The 19399-nt window shown below is 71.7% G+C and carries 19 protein-coding genes; 15 read left to right on the top strand and 4 right to left on the bottom strand.

Annotated features, from left to right (window positions below):
* From ACSDR0_RS08200 to ACSDR0_RS08170, 7 genes are all read left to right on the top strand, one after another.
* Positions 1-1579, top strand: a 1579-nt coding sequence (locus tag ACSDR0_RS08200) for a glycoside hydrolase family 2 protein (RefSeq protein WP_435288134.1), incomplete at its 5' end; no start/stop codon positions are given.
* A gap of 141 nt (positions 1580-1720) precedes the next feature.
* Positions 1721-1984, top strand: a complete 264-nt coding sequence (locus ACSDR0_RS08195) for a phosphoribosyl-ATP diphosphatase (RefSeq protein WP_012892448.1) — start codon at positions 1721-1723, stop codon at positions 1982-1984.
* A gap of 60 nt (positions 1985-2044) precedes the next feature.
* Positions 2045-2890: an ATP phosphoribosyltransferase gene (gene hisG, locus ACSDR0_RS08190; RefSeq protein ID WP_435288133.1), complete on the top strand. Its 846-nt coding sequence runs from the start codon at positions 2045-2047 to the stop codon at positions 2888-2890.
* Between the two features lie 97 nt (positions 2891-2987).
* The gene (locus ACSDR0_RS08185; protein ID WP_435288132.1) at positions 2988-3872 is read left to right on the top strand and encodes an ABC transporter ATP-binding protein; all 885 of its coding nucleotides are present in this window, start codon (positions 2988-2990) and stop codon (positions 3870-3872) included.
* Entirely contained in the window at positions 3872-4606 is a 735-nt protein-coding gene (locus tag ACSDR0_RS08180; RefSeq protein ID WP_435288131.1) for an ABC transporter permease, read from the top strand. The genes ACSDR0_RS08185 and ACSDR0_RS08180 overlap by 1 nt, the downstream gene beginning before the upstream one ends.
* The gene (locus tag ACSDR0_RS08175) at positions 4603-5742 is read left to right on the top strand and encodes a sensor histidine kinase (RefSeq protein WP_435288130.1); all 1140 of its coding nucleotides are present in this window, start codon (positions 4603-4605) and stop codon (positions 5740-5742) included. Before ACSDR0_RS08180 ends, ACSDR0_RS08175 begins: the two co-directional genes overlap by 4 nt.
* 99 nt (positions 5743-5841) lie before the next feature.
* The gene (locus ACSDR0_RS08170; protein WP_435288129.1) at positions 5842-6447 is read left to right on the top strand and encodes a response regulator transcription factor; all 606 of its coding nucleotides are present in this window, start codon (positions 5842-5844) and stop codon (positions 6445-6447) included.
* A 112-nt stretch (positions 6448-6559) separates the two neighbouring features.
* Here ACSDR0_RS08170 and ACSDR0_RS08165 read toward each other — a convergent pair whose 3' ends face one another.
* The 3 genes from ACSDR0_RS08165 to ACSDR0_RS08155 form a co-directional block, all read right to left on the bottom strand.
* Positions 6560-7411, bottom strand: a complete 852-nt coding sequence (locus tag ACSDR0_RS08165; protein ID WP_435288128.1) for a siderophore-interacting protein — start codon at positions 7409-7411, stop codon at positions 6560-6562.
* 49 nt (positions 7412-7460) lie between these two features.
* Entirely contained in the window at positions 7461-8792 is a 1332-nt protein-coding gene (locus ACSDR0_RS08160; protein WP_435288127.1) for an aminotransferase class V-fold PLP-dependent enzyme, read from the bottom strand.
* Between the two features lie 167 nt (positions 8793-8959).
* A complete protein-coding gene (locus ACSDR0_RS08155; RefSeq protein ID WP_435288126.1) occupies positions 8960-10057 on the bottom strand; it encodes an EAL domain-containing protein in 1098 nt (365 codons plus the stop codon).
* Between the two features lie 131 nt (positions 10058-10188).
* Between ACSDR0_RS08155 and ACSDR0_RS08150 the strand changes: the two genes are divergently transcribed.
* The 6 genes from ACSDR0_RS08150 to ACSDR0_RS08125 all read left to right on the top strand — a co-directional run bounded on the left by ACSDR0_RS08150 (position 10189) and on the right by ACSDR0_RS08125 (position 16480).
* Positions 10189-10845, top strand: coding sequence for an acVLRF1 family peptidyl-tRNA hydrolase (locus ACSDR0_RS08150; protein WP_435288125.1), 657 nt, complete (start codon positions 10189-10191; stop codon positions 10843-10845).
* A 228-nt stretch (positions 10846-11073) separates the two neighbouring features.
* Positions 11074-12672, top strand: a complete 1599-nt coding sequence (locus ACSDR0_RS08145) for an ABC-F family ATP-binding cassette domain-containing protein (protein ID WP_435288124.1) — start codon at positions 11074-11076, stop codon at positions 12670-12672.
* 114 nt (positions 12673-12786) lie between these two features.
* Complete coding sequence (locus tag ACSDR0_RS08140; RefSeq protein ID WP_030904785.1) at positions 12787-13002, top strand: helix-turn-helix domain-containing protein; 216 nt, start codon at positions 12787-12789, stop codon at positions 13000-13002.
* A gap of 133 nt (positions 13003-13135) precedes the next feature.
* A complete protein-coding gene (locus tag ACSDR0_RS08135; RefSeq protein WP_435288123.1) occupies positions 13136-13939 on the top strand; it encodes an enoyl-CoA hydratase/isomerase family protein in 804 nt (267 codons plus the stop codon).
* Between the two features lie 105 nt (positions 13940-14044).
* Positions 14045-15919 carry an ABC transporter ATP-binding protein gene (locus ACSDR0_RS08130; protein WP_435288122.1) on the top strand — a complete coding sequence of 625 codons (1875 nt, stop codon included), beginning with the start codon at positions 14045-14047 and terminating at the stop codon, positions 15917-15919.
* Positions 15920-16090: 171 nt separating this feature from the next.
* Complete coding sequence (locus ACSDR0_RS08125) at positions 16091-16480, top strand: transposase (protein WP_435288121.1); 390 nt, start codon at positions 16091-16093, stop codon at positions 16478-16480.
* Between the two features lie 66 nt (positions 16481-16546).
* Here the strand turns inward: ACSDR0_RS08125 and ACSDR0_RS08120 are convergent, their stop codons facing one another.
* On the bottom strand, positions 16547-17437 hold the full coding sequence (locus ACSDR0_RS08120) for a sulfotransferase family protein (RefSeq protein WP_435288120.1): 891 nt from the start codon (positions 17435-17437) through the stop codon (positions 16547-16549).
* 30 nt (positions 17438-17467) lie between these two features.
* Between ACSDR0_RS08120 and ACSDR0_RS08115 the strand changes: the two genes are divergently transcribed.
* Both ACSDR0_RS08115 and ACSDR0_RS08110 read left to right on the top strand, forming a co-directional pair.
* Positions 17468-18394 carry a S66 peptidase family protein gene (locus ACSDR0_RS08115; protein WP_435288119.1) on the top strand — a complete coding sequence of 309 codons (927 nt, stop codon included), beginning with the start codon at positions 17468-17470 and terminating at the stop codon, positions 18392-18394.
* A gap of 39 nt (positions 18395-18433) precedes the next feature.
* Positions 18434-19363 carry a hypothetical protein gene (locus tag ACSDR0_RS08110; protein WP_435288118.1) on the top strand — a complete coding sequence of 310 codons (930 nt, stop codon included), beginning with the start codon at positions 18434-18436 and terminating at the stop codon, positions 19361-19363.
* The last annotated feature ends 36 nt before the right edge of the window (positions 19364-19399 follow it).

Genomic DNA, 19399 nt, shown 5'->3' with positions numbered 1-19399 from the left:
GACCGGGGAGAGCGGGGCGACGTTGGAAGAGTGGACGGGGCGGGTCGGGTTTCGCGATGTGCGCCTGGACCGGACCGATGAGGGCTTCACCGTCATCGTCAACAACACCCCGGTGTTCGTGCGTGGCGTCAACTGGATCCCCGAGGACTGTTTCCCCTCCCGCCTCACCCGCGAGCGGCTGGCCGAGCGCTTCGACCAAGCCACCGGCGCGAACGTCAACCTGCTGCGCGTCTGGGGCGGCGGCCTGTACGAAAGCGAGGACTTCTACGACCTGGCCGACGAACTCGGCCTGCTCATCTGGCAGGACTTCCCCTTCGCCTGCGCCGCCTACCCCGAAGAGGAACCCTTCAGCGCCGAGGTCGAGGCCGAGGCACGCCAGAACATCACCCGCCTGTCCTGGCGCCCCTCCCTGCTGCTGTGGTGCGGCAACAACGAAAACCTCGAAGGCCACGCCGACTGGGGCTGGCAAGACACCCTGGGCGAACGCACCTGGGGAGCGGGCTTCTACCACCACCTGCTGCCCGCCCTGATGGCCGAACTCGACCCCACCCGCCCCTACTGGCCCGGCAGCCCCTACTCCGGCCACCCCGACCTGGCCCCCAACGACCCCGCCCGCGGCACCACCCACATCTGGGACGTATGGAACCGCCAGGACTACACCCACTACGCCACCTACACCCCCCGCTTCGTCGCCGAGTTCGGCTTCCAAGGCCCACCCGCCCACACCACGCTGCGCGAGGCCGTCAGCGGCGATCTGACCCCCGACGCCCCCCTGGTCCTGCACCACCAAAAAGCCCACGAAGGCAACACCAAACTGCTCCGCGGCCTAGGCCGGCACCTACCGGCGCCGCGAACCTACGACGACTGGCACTACCTGACCCAGCTCAACCAGGCCAGAGCCGTCACCTTCGGCATCGAACGCTTCCGCTCCCTGGCCCCCTACTGCGCCGGCACCATCGTCTGGCAGCTCAACGACTGCTGGCCGGTCACCTCCTGGTCGGCCATCGACGGCGCCGGCCGCCGCAAACCCCTGTGGTACGCGCTACGCCGCGTCTACGCCGACCGCCTGCTGAGCATCCAAAACAACGCCATCGCCGTGATCAACGACCACCCGCAGCCCTGGAGAGGCGAGCTGGAACTCCAGCGCCTCTCCCTGACCGGCCAACCCCTGGCCAAGGAGAACCTCGCCATCGAAACAGCGCCCCGCTCGGTGACCACGATCGCGCTCCCGAACTCGGTGGCCCTACCCGCAGACCCCTCGGCCGAACTGCTGTCGGCACGGCTGGAGGAACACCGCACCCTCCACTTCTTCGCCGAAGACACCCAGGTCGCCTTCCCCGCCGCCGTCTACGACACCGAGATCACCCCCGCACAAGGCGGTGGCCTGGACCTCACCGTGACCGCCCGCACCCTCCTGCGCGACCTCGCCCTGTTCCCCGACCGCCTCGACGCGGCCTCCTTCATCGACGACATGCTCATCACCCTGCTGCCCGGCGAGAGCGTCACCTTCCACGTCACCGGCTCACCCGATCCCGCAGCCCTCGTCACCCACCCCGTACTCCGCTGCGTCAACGACTGAGCACTACCGGAAGGCGCCGGGCCGTTCGGGAGATAGGGGACGGCGACCGGGCGACGCGCGTCCCACAGCGTGGACCTGCACGCGGTGGGGTCGGATGGCCCGTTAGGCTTGACGGGCCATCCGACGATGCCGAGAGGGATCATGAAGACCTTCGAAGAGCTGTACGCCGAGCTGTCCGACAAGGCGCGTACCCGGCCCGAGGGCTCGGGCACCGTGGCCGCGCTGGACGCCGGGGTTCATGCCATCGGCAAGAAGGTCGTGGAGGAGGCCGCCGAGAGCTGGATGGCGGCCGAGCACGAGTCGAACGAGCGGGCGGCCGAGGAGATCTCCCAGCTCCTCTACCACGTGCAGGTCCTCATGATCGCCAAGGGGATCGGGCTGGACGAGGTCTACAAGCATCTGTGAGCCGGTGCGCCCGGCTCACGGTCTCGTAGGCAGTCCCGTCCCCATGTAAGGAACCCAGTCATGCTGCGTCTCGCCGTACCCAACAAGGGCGCCCTCACCGAGGGTGCCCAGACGATCCTCAAGGAAGCCGGATACCGCGTCCGCAAGGACAGCAAGGAGCTCGTGGTCGTCGACCCGGAGAACTCCTGCGAGCTGTTCTTCCTGCGGCCCAAGGACATCGCCGTCTACGTCGGCGAGGGCACCCTCGACGCCGGGATCACCGGCCGCGACATGCTCCACGACTCCGGCGCGCGGGTCGAGGAGATCATCCCGCTCGGTTTCGGCCGCTCCACCTTCCGCTTCGCCGCCAACCCCGGCGCCTTCGACTCCGTCGCCGACCTCAAGGGCAGGCGCGTCGCCACCGCCTACGCGGGCCTGCTGGAGTCCTACCTCGCCGAGCAGGGGGTCGAGGCCCGGGTGATCAAGCTGGACGGCGCGGTCGAGACCGCCATCCGGCTGGGCGTGGCCGACGCGGTGGCCGACGTCGTGGAGACCGGCACCACGCTGCGCAACATCGGCCTGGAGGTGTTCGGCGAGCCGATCACCCACTCCGAGGGCGTGCTGATCAAGGGGATCGGCACCGAGGAGACGCCGGGCCTGCGGCAGCTCATCCGCCGCCTGCAGGGCGTGCTGGTGGCGCGCGACTACGTGATGATGGACTACGACATCCGCGCCGAGCGGATCGAGGAGGCCATCGCCCTCACCCCCGGCATGGAGGGGCCGACGGTCTCCCCGCTGCACCGGGAGGGCTGGGTCGCGGTCCGCGCCATGGTCCCGCGCAAGGGGCACCAGCAGGTCATGGACCAGCTCTGGGAGATGGGGGCCAAGGCCATCCTGGTGACCGCCATCTTCGCCTGCCGCCTCTGAGCGGACCCCGTCGGAGCCGGCGCATCTGACAAATGTCACCGCCAGACCCGGAGGAGTGGCACTGAGGATTCACGCCGGGCGCTCCTAGCGTTGAGGCATGGACGCCATCGCCCTCACCGACGTGAGCAAGAGCTACGGGAACACGCTCGCCGTCGACGGCCTGGATCTCACCGTCGAGGTGGGCCGGACCGTCGCCCTGCTCGGCCCCAACGGGGCCGGGAAGTCGACTTCGATCAACATGCTGCTCGGCCTGACCCGCCCGACCCGGGGCCGGGTGGAGGTTCTGGGCGGTTCCCCCGGCGAGGCCGTCGCCCGCGGCGACATCGGGGCCATGCAGCAGAGCGGTGAGCTCGTGCCCGAGCTCACGGTCCGGGAGCTGGTCGACTTCGTCCGGCGCCTCTACCCGGAACCGCTCGCTCTGGAGGAGATCCTGCGGATGGCCGACCTCACCGGCCTGGAGCGCCGGCGCGCCGGAACGCTGTCCGGCGGGCAGGCGCAGCGGGTCAGGTTCGCCCTCGCCGTCGCGGGCGCGCCCAGGCTGCTGGTGCTGGACGAGCCCACCGCGGCCATGGACGTGGAGTCGCGGCTGCTCTTCTGGAAGAGCATGCGCGCCTACGCCGCCGGGGGGCGTACGGTCCTGTTCGCCACCCACTATCTGGAGGAGGCCGACGAGAACTCCGACCGGGTGATCGTGATCACCCGGGGCCGGATCGTGGCCGACGGCACCGCCGCCCACCTCAAGGCGGGCAACGGCGGCCACGTCGTCCGCTTCGCCCTCGGCGGGCAGCCCGCCGAGGGCCTCGACCGCCTGCCGGGCGTCTCCGCCGTGGAGGTCTCCCAGGACGTCGCCACCCTGCGCACCAGCGACCCCGACGCCACCGTGGCGGCGCTGTACCGGGGCACCTCGCTGGAGATCCGCGACCTCGGCATCGCCGGTACCGACCTCGAAGACGCCTTCCTCGCGCTCACCCGGGAGCCGTGATGCCGAACCACGTCAAGATCGAGATGCTGCGCATGCTGCGCAACAAGCGCTACACCATCTTCGTGGTGGCCTTCCCCGTGGGCTTCTACCTGCTCTCCGCAAGCATGTGGGGCGCCGGGGCCGGCCTCGCCGGGGCGCCGGGCGCCGTCACCCTCATGGTCTCCATGGCCGCGTACGGCGCGATCGCGGCCTCCATGATGAGCACCGCCGTTCCGTGGGCGCAGGAGCGGCAGTCCGGCTGGCTCCGCCAGCTGCGGGTCACCCCGCTGCGCGACTGGTCGATCATCGTCACCAAGCTGATCACCTCGCTGCTGCTGGTGCTGCCGTCCCTGGCGCTGGTCTGCCTGGCGGCGGTCGTCACCCATGACGTCCGGCTGCAGGCGGGGCAGTGGCTCTCGCTCGTCTCGGCCCTGTGGATCGGCACCGTGCCGTTCGCCGCGCTCGGCCTGGTCATCGGCTCGCTGCTGCCGGCGGACACCGCCCAGTCGGCCGCGGTGATGAGCACGTTCGTCCTGGCGCTCCTGGGCGGCCTGTGGTTCTCTGTGGAGACCATGCCCGAGGTCATGAGAACCGTCGCCGGGGTGCTGCCCGCCTTCCCCTACGCCGACATCGGCTGGCACATCGTCGCGGGCGTCGCGCCGCCGGCGTCCGACGTGGTGACGGTCGCGGTCTGGGCCGCGGGGCTCTGCGCCGTCGCCGTGCTCGCCTACCGCCGGGCCCTCGCGCGGGCATGACGATGCTCCCGCTGCTCACCTCCGGTGGGACGGACGAGTCCCCGTCCCGACTCCGGCGGCTCGCGGGGATCTCCATCGGCCTGGTGTACCTGTGCTTCCCGGTGCTGGAGATCGTCACCGGCGAGGTGACCGGTGACAGGGCCCTGTGGGGAGGCGCCGGGCTGGCCGTCTTCGTCTGCCTCTACGTCGCCACCGTGCTGAGCCCGAGGAACTTCGGCGACCCGACCCCCATGACGTACTGGCTGCTGGGGGTGACCACGCTCCTGGGTGTCGGCCTGGCGGTAGTCTTCGGCGGCGGCTGGCTGACCCTGCCGATCTACATGACCGTGGTCTACAGCATGGCGCTGCGCCCCCGGCTGTCGGTGGCGGGCGTGCTGGCGATGGTCTTCACCGTCGTGCTGGTCGGCCTGCTGAAGGGGAACGACCCGGGCGGCATCCTGGTGCTGGTCTTCCAGGTCCTCACGCTCGGTGTCCTGTTCATGGGGGTGCGTAACACCCGGATGCTGGTGGTGCGGCTCCGCCGGGCGCAGGAGGAGGTGGCACGGCTGGCCGCGAGCGAGGAGCGGCTGCGCATCGCCAGGGACCTGCACGACCTGCTCGGCCACAGCCTGTCGCTCATCGTGCTGAAGAGCGAGCTGGCCGGGCGGCTGGCGGAGAACGGCTCGGAACGGGCGGTGGCGGAGATCCGCGACATCGAGGCGGTGGCCAGGCAGGCACTGGTCGAGGTGCGCGACGCCGTCACCGGCTACCGGCAGCGCGGGCTCTCCGGCGAGCTGGACGGTGCCCGCGCCGCGCTGGAGGCGGCGGGGACGCGGGTGACGATCCGGCTGGCGGGCACCCCGCCGCCCGGCACGCTGGACGAGCTGCTCGGGTGGGCGGTGCGGGAGGGCGTCACGAACGTCATCCGGCACGCGCGTGCGACCCGGTGCGAGATCGAGGTGACCACCGGCGAGGAGGCCGCCACCCTGGACATCGTGGACGACGGGCGCGGCGCGTCCCCCTACGGGCCGGGCAGCGGGCTGACCGGGCTCACCGAGCGGGTGCGGGCCGCGGGAGGTACGGTTTCCGCGGGGCCGTGCGCGACCGGCTTCGCCCTCAGGATCTCGGTCCCGCGGCCCGCGGCGTCCCATGCCTGACGTCCTGCGGGGGGCCGGGGCCGGCGGGATCCGGGCGGGTGTGGGGACCGGGGCCGGGTTCCGGGCCGAGGCGGGGGTCGTTCACGCGGGAGGTGTTCGATGATCCGGGTGCTGCTGGTGGAGGACCAGGCGATGGTGCGGGGCGCGCTGGCCTCGCTGCTGGGTCTGGAGCCCGACATCGAGGTGGTGGGGGAGGCCGCCTCCGCGAAGGAGGCGCTCGACGTGGCGCTCAGGACCCGGCCGGACATCGCGCTGCTCGACGTCGAGATGCCCGGCGGCGACGGCATCACGGCGGGGGCGCGGATCCGGGAGGCGCTGCCCGGCTGCCGCGTCATGATCCTGACCACCTTCGGCCGTCCCGGCTATCTGCGCAGGGCGATGGAGGCGGGCGCGATGGCCTTCCTGGTCAAGGACAGCCCGGCCCGCGAGCTGGCCGCCGCCGTCCGGCGGGTCCGCGACGGCGAGCGCGTCATCGACCCCGGCCTGGCGGCCGCCGCGCTCAGCGCGGGCCCCAACCCGCTGTCGGCCCGCGAGCGCGACGTCCTGGCCGCCGCCTCGGGCGGATCCAGCGTCGCCGACGTCGCCGGGAGCCTGCACCTGTCGGAGGGCACGGTGCGCAACTATCTCTCCTCGGCCATCCAGAAGACGCATGCCCGCAACCGCACCGAGGCCGCCGAGCGCGCCCGCGCCCAGGGCTGGCTCTGAACGCACCGGTTCCGCCCGTGCCGGTTCCGCCCGTGCCGGTTCTGACCGTGCTGGTTCCGCCCGTGCCGGTTCTGATCGTGCCGGTTCCGGCCGGGCGGGACGGCTCAGGGGGTCAGGACGAGAGCGCCGCGGCCTCCTCGGCCTCGATCTGCTCGTTCCACTCGCGCTTGGAGGAGCGCCACGCCTCGTCGTCGCGGCCGAGGCGCCAGTAGCCCGAGATGGACAGTCTCGCCAGCGGGACGCCGCGCTCGGCGCGCAGGTGGCGCCTGAGCTCGCGGACGGCGCCCGCCTCGCCGTGGACGAAGGCGTGCACGTCGCCGTCGGGGAAGTCGAGCTCGCGGACCGCCTTGACCAGCATCTCGCCGTACGGGGCGCTCCCGCGGTGCAGCCAGACGATCCTCACGTCACCGGGGGAGTCGATCTTCTGCTCCTCCTCGGGGCCCTCGACCTCGATGAAGGCCCAGGCCGGCGCTCCGGCGGGGAGGTTCTCCAGGGAGACGGCGATGGCGGGCAGCGCGCTCTCGTCCCCGGCGAACAGGTGCCAGGCGGCCTCCGGGTCGGGCGCGTACGCGCCGCCGGGGCCGAAGAAGTGGAGCTCCTCACCGGGCCGGACCCGGTCGGCCCACGGTCCCGCGAGGCCGCTGTCGCCGTGGTGGACGAAGTCGATCGTCAGCTCGCCCGCGTCGGCGTCCCAGCGGCGGACGGTGTACGTGCGGGTGGTGGGCCACTGCTCGCGGGGCAGGTCGCGGCGGATCGCCTCCATGTCGAACGGCCGCGGGTAGGTCACCCCGGCCGGGGCGAACAGCAGCTTGACGTAGTGGTCGGTGTACTCGTCCGCGCGGAACCCGGCGAGGCCCTCGCCGCCGAGCACCACCCGGATCATGTGGGGGGTGAGCCGCTCGACCCGCCGGACCAGGCCGCTCGTCACCTTCCGTGCGGAACGCGCGGCTTTTTCGTCTGCCATATGACACTCCGTGGGGTCCGGGTTAGGTAAGCCTAACTCGTACCATACGTCACCTGAGCGTGGCGACGGCCCGCACCGCCTGGTCCACCTGCTCGGGAGTGGTGACGATCCCGGGGCCGAAGCGCAGGTAGACGTCCTGGTACGGGGTGGCGCTGGTGATGATCCGGTGGTCGCGGCGGAGCCTGCCCACCGCGGCCGGGGCGTCCACGCCGTCGACCGCGCAGCAGACCAGCCCGGCCGACAGCTCGGGGGAGACCGGGGTGATCAGGCGCACGTTGGGCAGGTCCGCGAGCCCCGCCTTGAGCCGGGTGGCCTGCTCGGTGATCCTGGCCGCCACCCGCTCCTTGCCGATCGCCCGGTGGAAGGCGAAGGCCTCGTCCAGCGCCCAGCGGTGCTCGAAGCTGTGGTAGCCGCCGGGGGTGTGCAGGAGCCCGCCGGGGCCGTACGGCTCGTCGCCGGTGCCCGGATCGACGGTCACGTTGGAGAAGCTCGCGACCACCGGCAGCAGCGCGTCCCAGGCCCGGCCCCTGCCCCATAGGACGCCGGTGCCCCGGGGCCCGAACAGCCACTTGTGGGTGCCGCTGGCCAGGAAGTCGCAGCCCAGCTCCTCCACCCCGTCGGCCATCGCGCCGAAGCCGTGCACCCCGTCGACGCACAGCAGCGCCCGGTCCTCGGCGTCCCTGGAGCGGTTGGCCTCGGCGATCATGTCGGCGATCGCCCTGACCGGCGTCCGCACCCCGGTGCCCGAGTGCACCCAGGTGATCGCCACCACCCGGGTCCTCGGCTTGAGCGCGGCCTTCAGCCGGGAGACGATCTCGTCGGCGGAGGCCTTGGCCGGGTCGTCGTACAGGCGGACCCTGCGGACCTTGGCGCCGGTCCTGGCGGCGAGCAGCCGCAGGCTCTCGTGGGTGGCGAAGAAGTCGTGCTCGGTGGTCAGCACGTCCTGGCCGGGGAGCAGCCGCATGCCGCCGTAGAGCAGGCCCAGGCCCATCGTGGTGCTGTCGGTGAGGGCGACGTCGGGGGCGTCGGCGCCCAGGTAGGCCGCGGCGGCCTCGCGCACCGCCCCCTCCCTGTCCTCGCCGTGCAGGTAGGCGTCGGTGTCGGTGTCGAGGCCGCGCCGGTGCTCCTCGATCGCCCGCCGAACCTGGGCCGGGTGGGAGGCGAGGACGTAGGCGGCGAACTGGGCGTGGGAGGGGTCGAGCGGGAACTGGGCCCGCACCGACTCCCAGCTGGCGGGGTCGAACGGCGGGGGCCGCGTCGCGGCGGGAGCGGCGGCGGGGGCGTCGCCGGAGGTGCATCCGGACAGCGCGGCTCCGGCTCCGGCCAGGAGTCCCGCGCCGAGCAGCCCCCGCCGCCCGACCCGAGGCCCGCGATCGTCCATTCCGTACCCCTCGCCGTTGTTTCGGCCGCTGTGCCCTTCCTATCGTGATCATGCGCGCCTGCCAAGGGGGTACGGCCCCGGCGTGGCGCATATATGAATCTACAACGTAAAGGCGGCGGGGTCTGGCGCGACGAGGCGGGCCGTTGCCGCGGTGGTCGTCGATACCCTCAGCGCTGCATGGCCGCGACCTGGCGGATCAGGTCGGAGACCCGGACGACGCCCATGCAGCGGCCGACCTCGTCGGTGACGACCAGGTCGTCGTAGACGCGCTCGGAGTCGCGGCCCGCGACCTGCATGGCCGCTATGGCGGGGGTGGACTTGGGAACCGTGCGGGCGGGGTCGGCCAGCCGTCCGGCGGCCTTCTTGCCGTGCAGGGCGTGGCCGAAGCGTCCGGCGATCGACAGCAGGAAGCGGCTGCGGTCGAGGCTGCCCTTGGGGCGCTGGTACTCGTCGACGAGGATCACGCTGGTGATGGACGGCTCGCTGCCGAAGGCGTCGATCACGGCCTCGGCGGTGGCCTCGTAGGGGAGGGTCACCGCGGGCAGCAGGAACTCGTGGACGCGGGGGCCGAGGACGAACCGCGAGGGCTCCTGCTCGATGACCGGCAGTGGCACGTGCACCCGCCCCGACGGGCCGGGGACCAGCAGCGGGCCCTGGGCCAGCCGCACCCCCCAGCCGCGGACCGCGGTGAGCTGCGCCTCGTCCCGCACGCCCGGGGCCAGCACGTGCGCCCCCGCCGCCCGCGCGACCCGCGCCAGGCCCTCGCCGATGGCGGCGCGTCGCGCGTCGCGGGGCACCTGGGCGATCAGGTCCGGTGAGATCACCGCCAGGTACGGTGCCGCGTCGGCGAGCAGGTCCAGCGGGACGTGCCCGGTGCCCAGGTCGCCCACCGCGATGAGGTAGCCGATGGCGCGCAGGCCGTCCAGCCCGGTGAGCAGGGAGCGGCGCTCGAACTGGGCGAAGTCACCTCGTACGGTGAGGATCACCTCGCGGGGGCGCCGGCCTGACGCGCGCAGGGCCTCGTGGAGCGGTGCGAGGGCGGCCGAGCCGCCGATCGCCGCGGACGCCGGCAGGGTGAGCACCAGGGGGAGCAGGACCTCGCTCGCGGCGACGTCGCGCACCGTCTGGATGGTGGAGGAGATGTTCCCGCGGCCCCCGCCGTCGGCCTGGAAGGCGATGACGCCCCCGGTGTCGAGATCGACGACAGGCGTGACACCCGTGCCTGCCGCGGAGGACTGCGGGTTGGCTTGCGCTCTGGTCGTCACGTTCCGAGAATGGAGCATTCTCTACCGTCACAGAAGTAACGCACGGTGATGTTCACCGATATTTCGCCATTCGTTGGACTTGACCTGTGAGATCGTGTGTTCCGCGAGGTCAGCCGGTAGTGTCGCGTTCCATGACGTCGAGACCGGCCAAGGGCGGAGGCCGCTGGGTCTCCGTGGCGCCCGAGCGCCTCAACCGCTGGATCGACGGCTTCGTCGACCGGCACGGCCCGCCGAGCGTGACGGCCTCCGCCTCCGTCGTACGCCTCGAGGGCGCGGACGGCGCGGTCGCCGAGTGCCAGGTGCCGTTCCCGCCGCTGAGCCCCTCGGGGGGCGGCCCGATGGCCCGCCTGATCACCCACGTGCGCACCGAGCGCAGGATCGGCGTGCTGCTCGTACGGCTGGGCGGCCACGCGGCGGGGATCTTCCAGGGCGAGGAGCTGATCTCCTCCAAGGTCGGCTCGCGGCAGGTCCACGGGCGCAGCGCGGCGGGCGGCTGGTCACAGCGGCGCTTCGCCCGGCGCAGGGAGAAGCAGGTGGACCAGGCGCACGAGGCGGCGGCCGAGGTGGCGCTGCGCGTCCTCGGCCCGCACGTGGGCGAGCTGGAGGCGGTCGTGCTGGGCGGTGACCGGCGCGCGGTCGACGCCCTGCGGTCCGACCGCAGGCTCGCCCCGGTCTTCGCGCTGGAGACCGAGCCCTTCCTGACGGTCCCCGATCCGCGGCTGGTGATCCTCAAGGACACCCCCGCCCAGTTCCGCGCGGTCCGCATCAGGGTGAGCGATCCCGCGTAGCCGGGTGCCGGGTTCCAGGTGAGCGGGCCTCCCGTGGCGGGGGCCCGGGTAATTGTGGAGAAGCCAGCCGATGCCGCGCCGTACACTGATCGGTATGCGCACTCCCGATTGACCGTCGTCCCGATGAAGGCGAGACGGCCGAGCCGAGAGCCGGGAGACACAGGGCGCGGCGGGTTCGGCCACAGTGAAGTGAGCCTGTGTATTTCCTGCTGGGAGTGTTCTCCAACCATGATCGTAGCTTCTGACATCGAATTGCGGGCCGGGGCCCGGTTGCTCATCGAGGGTGCGTCCTTCCGGGTGAACCCCGGCGACAAGATCGGGCTCGTCGGCCGTAACGGGGCCGGGAAGACCACGCTGACCCGCGTGCTCGCGGGAGAGGGGTCGGCCGCCTCGGGCACGGTCTCCATCAGCGGCGAGGTCGGCTATCTGCCGCAGGACCCGCGCACCGGCGATCTGCAGGTGCTGGCCCGCGACCGCATCCTGTCGGCCCGCGGGCTCGACCAGGTGCTGCGCGAGCTGCGTGAGGCCGAGACCGGCATGTCCTCGGCCGACGACCGCAAGAGAGACCGCGCGGTCCGCGCCTACGGGCGCCTGGAGGACCGGCTGCACGTCCTGGGCGGGTACGCCGCCGAGTCGGAGGCCGCCTCCATCGCCTCCAGCCTGGGGCTGCCCGACCGGGTGCTCGGCCAGCCGCTGGAGACCCTCTCCGGAGGGCAGCGCAGGCGGGTGGAACTGGCCCGGATCCTGTTCAGCGGGGCGGAGACTCTCCTTCTTGACGAGCCGACAAACCACCTAGATGCGGACTCAATCGGGTGGCTTCGTGATTTTTTACGATCTCACCAGGGCGGCTTGATCATTATCAGCCATGACGTGTCGCTTCTTGAAGCGACGGTAAACCGTGTCCTGCACCTCGACGCCAACCGCGCCGTGATCGACACCTACAACGTCGGCTGGAAGTCCTATCTGGCCCAGCGGGAGACCGACGAGAAGCGCAGGAGGCGTGAGCGCGCCAACGCCGAGAAGCAGGCCTCGGCCCTGATGTCGCAGGCCGACAAGATGCGCGCCAAGGCCACCAAGGCCAAGGCGGCGCAGGACATGCAGCGCCGCGCCGAGCGCCTGCTGTCGGGCCTGGAGGTGGAGCGGCGCAGCGACAAGGTCGCCAAGCTGCGCTTCCCCCAGCCCGCCCCGTGCGGACGCACCCCGATCATGGCGGAGGGGCTGTCGAAGTCCTACGGCTCCCTGGAGGTCTTCACCGACGTCGACGCCGCCGTCGACAGGGGCAGCAGGGTCGTCATCCTCGGCCTGAACGGCGCGGGGAAGACCACTCTGCTGCGGATCCTCGGCGGCATCGAGCAGCCCGACACCGGCGCGGTCAGGCCGGGACACGGGCTCAAGCTGGGCTACTACGCGCAGGAGCACGAGACGATCGACCCCGGGCGTACGGTGCTGGAGAACATGCGCTCGGCCGGGGGGGAGCTTCCCGACGTGGAGCTGCGCAAGGTCCTGGGCTCGTTCCTGTTCACCGGCGACGACGTGGACAAGCCCGCGGGGGTGCTGTCCGGCGGGGAGAAGACGCGGCTGGCGCTGGCCACGCTGGTGCTGTCCGCGGCCAACGTCCTCCTCCTCGACGAGCCCACCAACAACCTCGACCCCGCCAGCAGAGAGCAGGTTCTTTCGGCGCTAACGTCCTATTCTGGGGCGATTGTGCTTGTCACGCATGATGAGGGTGCTGTAGAGGCGCTACGACCCGATAGGGTGATCTTGCTGCCTGACGGAGTTGAAGACGCGTGGAGCGACGAATTTTCCGATCTTGTGGCACTTGCCTGATCTTAATTTGAGCGGGTACGGATCTTTTCCCGTGGAGTAGGTAGCCGATCTCGCTGAAATGACTGATCATGGCGTGTGTAACGCTGCGGAAGTCTGGCACTACAGGAGGTACTCGTGGCCGAGACTCTGAAGAAGGGCACCCGGGTTACCGGGGCCGATCGTGAAAAACTGGCCTCCGATCTCAAGAAGCGCTACAGCGCGGGTGAAAGCATCCGTGCCCTGGCCGCTTCGACCGGCAGGTCGTACGGGTTCATCCACCGCATCCTGAGCGAGTCCGGTGTGACTCTGCGCGGGCGCGGTGGCGCCACCCGAGGCAAGTCCAAGCGCTGACCCCGCCTCGGAACGCGCGACCGCAGCCGCTCGTCCCCCACGCTGAAGCCGTGCCCGCCCGGACCTGTAGAACCTCATTCTGGGGAATCGATAGGCTCGGGCGAGGCGGACACCGAAGGTGGGAGAACAGGCGATGGCGGAAGTGGCGTTCGGGGGGAGTGCGGAGGAGATCTCTCTCAAGGAGGTCGGTCTGCGCTATGAGGTGGACGGCGAGATCGCGACGATCACGCTGGACCGTCCGGAGAAGCGGAACGCTCAGACGTTCGCTACCTGGTCGGCTCTGGCTCATATCGGTGACGGCCTGCCGCAGCAGGTGAGGGTCGTCGTGATCAGAGGTGAGGGGCCGTCCTTCTCGGCTGGGATCGATCTGAGGATGTTCACCCCGGAGGGGGTTCCAGGGCAGGGGTCGTTCGCGTCCTCCGCGACACTCGACGAGGCGGCCTTCGCCGAGCGGGTGGCGCAGGCCCAGCGGGGCTTTCTCTGGCTGAGGCGTCCCGACATCGTCTCCGTGGCAGCGGTCCAGGGCCACGCGGTCGGCGCGGGGTTCCAGCTGGCGCTCGCCTGTGACCTGCGGGTCCTGGCGGACGACGCCAAACTGTGCATGAAGGAGCCGGCCCTCGGGCTGGTTCCCGACCTGACCGGCACCAAGCCGCTGGTCGACCTGGTGGGCCTGTCCAGGGCCATCGAGATCTGCCTGACCGCCCGCGTCGTGGGGGCGCAGGAGGCGGCGAGGATCGGCCTGGCCGAGCTGGTCGTCGCGCCGCAGGAGCTGACGCAGGCCGTACGCGACCTGACCGACGCGCTGCTGGCGACCAACCGCGACGCCGCGGCGGCGACCAAGCGGCTGCTTCAGGGTGCCTCGGGGCGCACGCTGGAGGAGCAGGGCGCGGCCGAGGCGCGCGAGCAGGCGGCGCGTGTCAAGGCGCTCTTCGGGTAGGCCGTCCCGCCCGTGGTCCGGGGCCGCGGCCCATCGGTGTTCGCCTCAAGCTGACAGGGGAATGAGCGTGCTTCTCCCGGTGCTCGCATCGGGAGAGGAGGCCTTATGGCGATGATGGGCGGGGGGCTCGGCCCCCAGGCGATGTTCTCGTTCCGGCGTGACAGGTCGGTGACCAAGCAGCGTCTCGCGCCGGGCACGGTCAGACGCATCGCCCGCTACGCACAGCCCTTCTCGCGGCACATCGCCGCCTTCCTGGCGCTGGTCGTGGTCGGATCGGTCATCGTGATCGCCAACCCGCTGCTGATGAAGGCAATCATCGACGACGGCATCATCGCCAAACGCCAGGGGGTGGTGGTCGCCCTCGCGCTGGTCATCGCGGGACTGGCGGTCGCCGACGGGGCGCTCACCCTGGCCCAGCGCTGGTTCTCCTCGCGGATCGGCGAGGGCCTCATCTACAACCTGCGCACGGAGGTCTTCGACCACGTCCAGCGCATGCCCGTGGCCTTCTTCACCCGCACCCAGACCGGCGCCCTGGTCTCCCGGCTCAACACCGACGTCATCGGCGCCCAGCGCGCCCTGACCAGCACCCTGTCGTCGGTCGTGGCCAACGTGGTCATGCTGGTGCTGGTCCTCGGCGCCATGCTGGTGCTCTCGTGGCAGATCACCGTCATCGCCCTCGTGCTGTTACCGATCTTCATCTTCCCCGCGAAATGGGTCGGCAGGAAGATGTCCGGCCTCACTCGCGAGCAGATGGAGCTCGACGCCGAGATGAGCACCATGATGACCGAGCGGTTCAACGTCGCCGGAGCCATGGTCGCCAAGCTGTACGGCCGCCCGGCCGACGAGACCGCGGCCTTCGGCGACAAGGCGGGACGGGTGCGCGACGTCGGCGTCACCGTCGGCATGTACGGGACGGTCTTCCGCGTCGCGCTCGGCCTGGTCGCCGCGCTGGCCACCGCCCTGGTGTACGGCGTGGGCGGCGTGCTGGCCGTCTCCGACGTCTTCGAGCTCGGCACCCTGGTGGCGCTCGCCGCCCTCCTGATGCGCCTGTACGGCCCCCTGACGAGCCTGTCCAACGTGCACGTGGACGTGATGACCGCGCTGGTGAGCTTCGACCGGGTCTTCGAGGTCCTCGACCTGCGGCCCATGATCGCCGAGAGGCCCGGCGCCCGGCCCCTTCCCGGCGGGCCGGCCTCGGTGGAGTTCGACGACGTCCGGTTCAGATATCCGGCGGCCTCGGAGGTGTCGCTGGCCTCGCTGGAGGCGGTGGCCCGCCCCGACACCGGGCCAGGCCACGAGGTGCTGCGCGGCGTCACCTTCACCGCCCGCCCCGGCGAGATGGTCGCCCTGGTCGGCCCCTCGGGCGCGGGAAAGACCACCATCACGGGCCTGGTCTCCCGCCTCTACGACGTCGGCGAGGGCGCGGTCCGCGTCAACGGCCTGGACGTGCGCGACGCCACCCTGGCCTCCCTGCGCGAGACCGTGGGAGTCGTCATGCAGGACGCCCACCTGTTCCACGACACCATCGGGGCCAACCTCCGCTACGCCAGGCCGGGGGCCACCGACGAGGAGATCTGGGACGCCCTGCGCGCCGCCCAGATCTCCGACCTGGTCCTGGACCTCCCCGAGGGCCTGGAGACCGTGGTGGGCGACCGGGGCCACCGGCTGTCCGGCGGCGAGAAGCAGCGGCTGGCCCTGGCGAGGCTGCTGCTCAAGGCGCCCCGCGTGGTCGTCCTCGACGAGGCCACCGCGCACCTCGACTCCGAGTCCGAGGCCGCCGTCCAGAAGGCGCTGAAGGTCGCGCTGGCCGGACGCACCTCGCTGGTCATCGCCCACCGGCTGTCCACGATCCGCGAGGCCGACCAGATCCTGGTGATCCAGGACGGGCGGGTGGTCGAGCGGGGCCGCCACGAGGAGTTGCTGGCCAGGGGAGAGGTCTACGCCGAGCTCTACCGGACCCAGTTCAGCCAGACCTCCTGACCTTCCGGGGCCGCGCTCCGCCGGGCCTGCCGATCTTCCCCGGTCGTGGACCGGCCGGGCCTCCGGGCCTTCCCGGGGCGGCGGTCCGCCGGATCTCCAGGCGGCCGGCGACGGCTGACCGCGCGCCGGTGAGTGGATCTTCCGGTGCCCATGGTGTTAGATCATGGGGACGTGGACGACCGGTTGAAACGCGATGACCTGACCGACGACGAGTGGGCACGGCTGACGCCGTTGCTGCCAGCTCACGCCCGGCGGGGAAACCGGTGGGCCGATCACCGCACGATCATCGACGGGGTGTTCTTCCGCACCAGGACCGGCTGCCCCTGGCGCAAGCTGCCTGAGGCCTACGGCAACTGGAAGACCGTCTACAACCGGCACCGCCGCTGGTCGGTGGACGGTACCTGGGAGACGATCCTGGGCACGCTGCGCGTCGGCGACAGTGTCCCCGGTGTCGCCGCTGTCCCGGTTCCCCGCGCCGGTTCCACGGCCGTCACGGCCCGCCGTCCCGCCCGGCCGGGGGACATCCGGCCAGGTGCGACGTTCGAGGTCAAGGGCTGGTGACCGCGCCGCGCCCCCGTGACGGGGCCTCCGGAGAAGCCCGAACGGCCTGAACGGCTCAAAAGAGCGTCAGGACGACGGGACGTAGCCCAGGCGGGCGAGCTCCTCACGGGCGACCTTGGCCACCAGCTCGGCGTCCTGGCCGCGCAGGCGGGTACGCCAGACGCCGACCTTCGGCACGCTCCTGCCCAGCAGGGCGATCTTCGGGACCCGCGTCTCCAGGAAGTGGGAGAGCCCGTCCAGGGCCTCGCCGGGGGAGGAGACCAGGTCCTCGTAGCGCAACGTCAGCAGCTGCTCCCGGGGCAGCTCCTGGTGGAGCGAGGCCGACAGCCGCACCGCGCTGCGCCAGCGCAGCGCGCACTTGCCCGCCGTGGGCATCGCCTTCCAGCGCTCGCGGTGCTCGCCGGAGTTGACGCCGAGAAACGGGTTGGGGAACTCCGTCTCGTCGCTCAGCATGGCCGGCTTGAACCACGTCAGGGACGCGGGGTCGGCCAGCATGTCGGCGGCCACGTCGCGCCCGTCCCTGATGAGCTGGACGAAGCGGGCGTCGGGGAAGGCCTGCAGCAGCACCGAGGCGCTGTAGAGCAGGTCGGGGCTGGCGTCGCCGAAGCGGACCACGGAACCCGAGGCCACGCAGGGGCCCGCGCCGGTCACGCCGCCCGCCTCCCGGCACGGGGCCGGGCACTCCTCGCAGGCACCGGGGACGATCTGCCAGGACTCGGCCATGGCGTCACGTAGCACGCGGGTCGCTCCCATGCCCCGTCCCGCGATCGAGGGCCGCCGGGCGAAGGCGTAGACGACGTGCGCCACCGCCGCCCGCCCCATGGTGACGTGGAATCCGGGGGAGCGTTTCAGGGCGCGGGCCAGCAGATCCGCGCCGGAGTGCGGGGCGGCGAGCACGAATACCGGCCTGCGGACCTTGATGCCGTTGACCACCAGGATGTGGGGCGGAGGTCGCATATGAAAGCCCAGTGTGGCACCGTTTGCGGAGTGAACGAACCGGCCGCCGGAATACCGGTCCCACCCCCGCCGCGCCCGGGCGACACGGTGGCGGTGGTCGCCCCGTCCGGACCTCCCGATTCCGAGCGGCTGGCGCGCGGCATCCGCCTCCTGGAGGGGCTCGGGCTGAAGGTCGTCGTCGGCGCCCACGTCCTCGACAGAGACCGCTACCTGGCGGGCTCCGACGCCGCCCGCGCGTCCGATCTGCGGGACGCCTGGTGCGACCCCGCGGTGAGCGCGGTGTTCTGCGCCCGTGGCGGCTACGGCGCCACCCGTCTCCTCGGCCACCTCGACTGGGACGCCATGCGGGCCGCCGGTCCCAAGGCGCTCGTCGGCTCCAGCGACATCACCGCCCTGCACCGCGCGTTCGCCGTGGAGCTGGGCGTCGCCTCCTGGTTCGGGCCGATGCCGGCCTGCTCCACGATCAGCGATCCAGAGGGACCCGAACCGCGCACCTTCGAGAACTTCACGGCCGCCCTCGCCGGAGCCCCGCCGACGGTCACCGGCGACCGGGTGATCGTTCCCGGCGCCGTCACGGCGCCGGTCACCGGCGGCAACCTCACCCTGCTGGCCGCGCTCTGCGGCACGCCGTACGCGCTGTCGGCGCGGGGCCGGATCGTCCTGCTGGAGGACGTCACCGAGGCGCCGTACCGGATCGACAGGATGCTCACCCAGCTGCTGCAGACGGGGGCGCTCGACGGGGCGGCCGGGTTCGTCCTGGGGTCCTGGGTCGGTTGCGGCGACCCCTACCCGGTGCTGGAGGAGTTGCTCGCGCCGCTCGGGGTGCCCGTTATCGCGGGGCTTCCGATAGGGCATGGAAAGCCACAGTTTTCTGTATTGCTCGGGGCACTTGGTGCTATTGATGCAAAATCGTGCTCTCTGGCCTACTCAACAGGGGGCGTCGGCAAGGCACTCTAGGTGCGAACCTAGGAGGAAACCGGCAGAGGGGGCGCACGCGTGAGGTTGTTCAGGCGGCACCGCGACCGGCGGCCCGAGACGCCGCCGCGTCCGGTCGAAGAGGTCGATCTCGACTCCCTGCTCGCCCTGGTCGCGGACAATCTCGGCTATGCCTGCGCCTTCGATCCCGGCGGCGCGACCCTGACGCTCACCGGCCCGCGCCGGATCGTGGTGCGGCTCACCGGGCTGCGCGCCGAGGCGCTCCGGCGCTCCCGCGAGGACTGGCCCGTGATCGTCTCCGGGCACCTGTCCCACGTCCTGGACACGGCGGACGAGCCGTTCGACGCCTGTGACCTGGAGCAGGTGCGCCCGATGCTGCGGACCCGCATCCAGCTCGACGACGACCTCGACGCGGCCCGCGTGGTCGGGCGCCACCTCACCGCCGACCTGGTCGAGGTGCTCACCATCGGAGACGGCGCCGCCGGGCGCCAGGTCCGTCCCGAGGAGGTCGGCTGCTGGCCGATCACCGCGGCCCAGGCGCTCGACCTGGCCCTGGACAACGCCCGCAGGGACGAGCGGCTCTCGGTCACGGAGGGAGACCTCGGAGGCGTGGCGGTCCGCAGGCTGACCGGCCGCACCGAGGGCGCCGCCGCCCACCTGCGCAGGCTGAGCGACTACCTGCCGGTCCCCTCCGACGGTGTCCTCGTCGCCCTGCCCGACCCGGCGACACTGATCGTCCACCCGGTCGAGAGCATCAGCGTGGTCCGCGCGATCGAGCGGCTGCGGCTGTTCGCCCAGCGGGAGTTCGACATGCGCGCCGGGGCCCTCAGCCCGCAGGTCTACTGGTGGCACGGCGGCCGCCTCTCCCTGATCAGGGCCGACCTGGTCAGCCAGGACGGGCAGACCCGCCTGGTGGTCGCGCCCCCGCCCGACTTCGCCCGCGTCATCGCCGCCCTGGCCGTCCGCCCCGACGGCGCCACCGGCGGCTGACCCGCCACCCCTCGGGGACGCCCGCCCGCGCGCACG

Source organism: Streptosporangium sp. G11 (assembly GCF_051192615.1).
In the GTDB taxonomy this organism is placed as follows: Bacteria; Actinomycetota; Actinomycetes; order Streptosporangiales; family Streptosporangiaceae; genus Streptosporangium.
The sequence above is the reverse complement of the archived record's forward strand: the minus strand, read 5'-3'. Positions and strand labels throughout refer to the sequence as shown.

Bases quoted from the DNA above. Each gene is read 5' to 3' on its own strand.
- ACSDR0_RS08195 (WP_012892448.1), top strand. From the start codon at position 1,721: ATGAAGACCTTCGAAGAGCTGTACGCCGAGCTGTCCGACAAGGCGCGT.
- hisG (WP_435288133.1), top strand. From the start codon at position 2,045: ATGCTGCGTCTCGCCGTACCCAACAAGGGCGCCCTCACCGAGGGTGCC.
- ACSDR0_RS08185 (WP_435288132.1), top strand. From the start codon at position 2,988: ATGGACGCCATCGCCCTCACCGACGTGAGCAAGAGCTACGGGAACACG.
- ACSDR0_RS08180 (WP_435288131.1), top strand. From the start codon at position 3,872: ATGCCGAACCACGTCAAGATCGAGATGCTGCGCATGCTGCGCAACAAG.
- ACSDR0_RS08175 (WP_435288130.1), top strand. From the start codon at position 4,603: ATGACGATGCTCCCGCTGCTCACCTCCGGTGGGACGGACGAGTCCCCG.
- ACSDR0_RS08170 (WP_435288129.1), top strand. From the start codon at position 5,842: ATGATCCGGGTGCTGCTGGTGGAGGACCAGGCGATGGTGCGGGGCGCG.
- ACSDR0_RS08165 (WP_435288128.1), bottom strand. From the start codon at position 7,411: ATGGCAGACGAAAAAGCCGCGCGTTCCGCACGGAAGGTGACGAGCGGC.
- ACSDR0_RS08160 (WP_435288127.1), bottom strand. From the start codon at position 8,792: ATGGACGATCGCGGGCCTCGGGTCGGGCGGCGGGGGCTGCTCGGCGCG.
- ACSDR0_RS08150 (WP_435288125.1), top strand. From the start codon at position 10,189: ATGACGTCGAGACCGGCCAAGGGCGGAGGCCGCTGGGTCTCCGTGGCG.
- ACSDR0_RS08145 (WP_435288124.1), top strand. From the start codon at position 11,074: ATGATCGTAGCTTCTGACATCGAATTGCGGGCCGGGGCCCGGTTGCTC.
- ACSDR0_RS08135 (WP_435288123.1), top strand. From the start codon at position 13,136: ATGGCGGAAGTGGCGTTCGGGGGGAGTGCGGAGGAGATCTCTCTCAAG.
- ACSDR0_RS08130 (WP_435288122.1), top strand. From the start codon at position 14,045: ATGGCGATGATGGGCGGGGGGCTCGGCCCCCAGGCGATGTTCTCGTTC.
- ACSDR0_RS08120 (WP_435288120.1), bottom strand. From the start codon at position 17,437: ATGCGACCTCCGCCCCACATCCTGGTGGTCAACGGCATCAAGGTCCGC.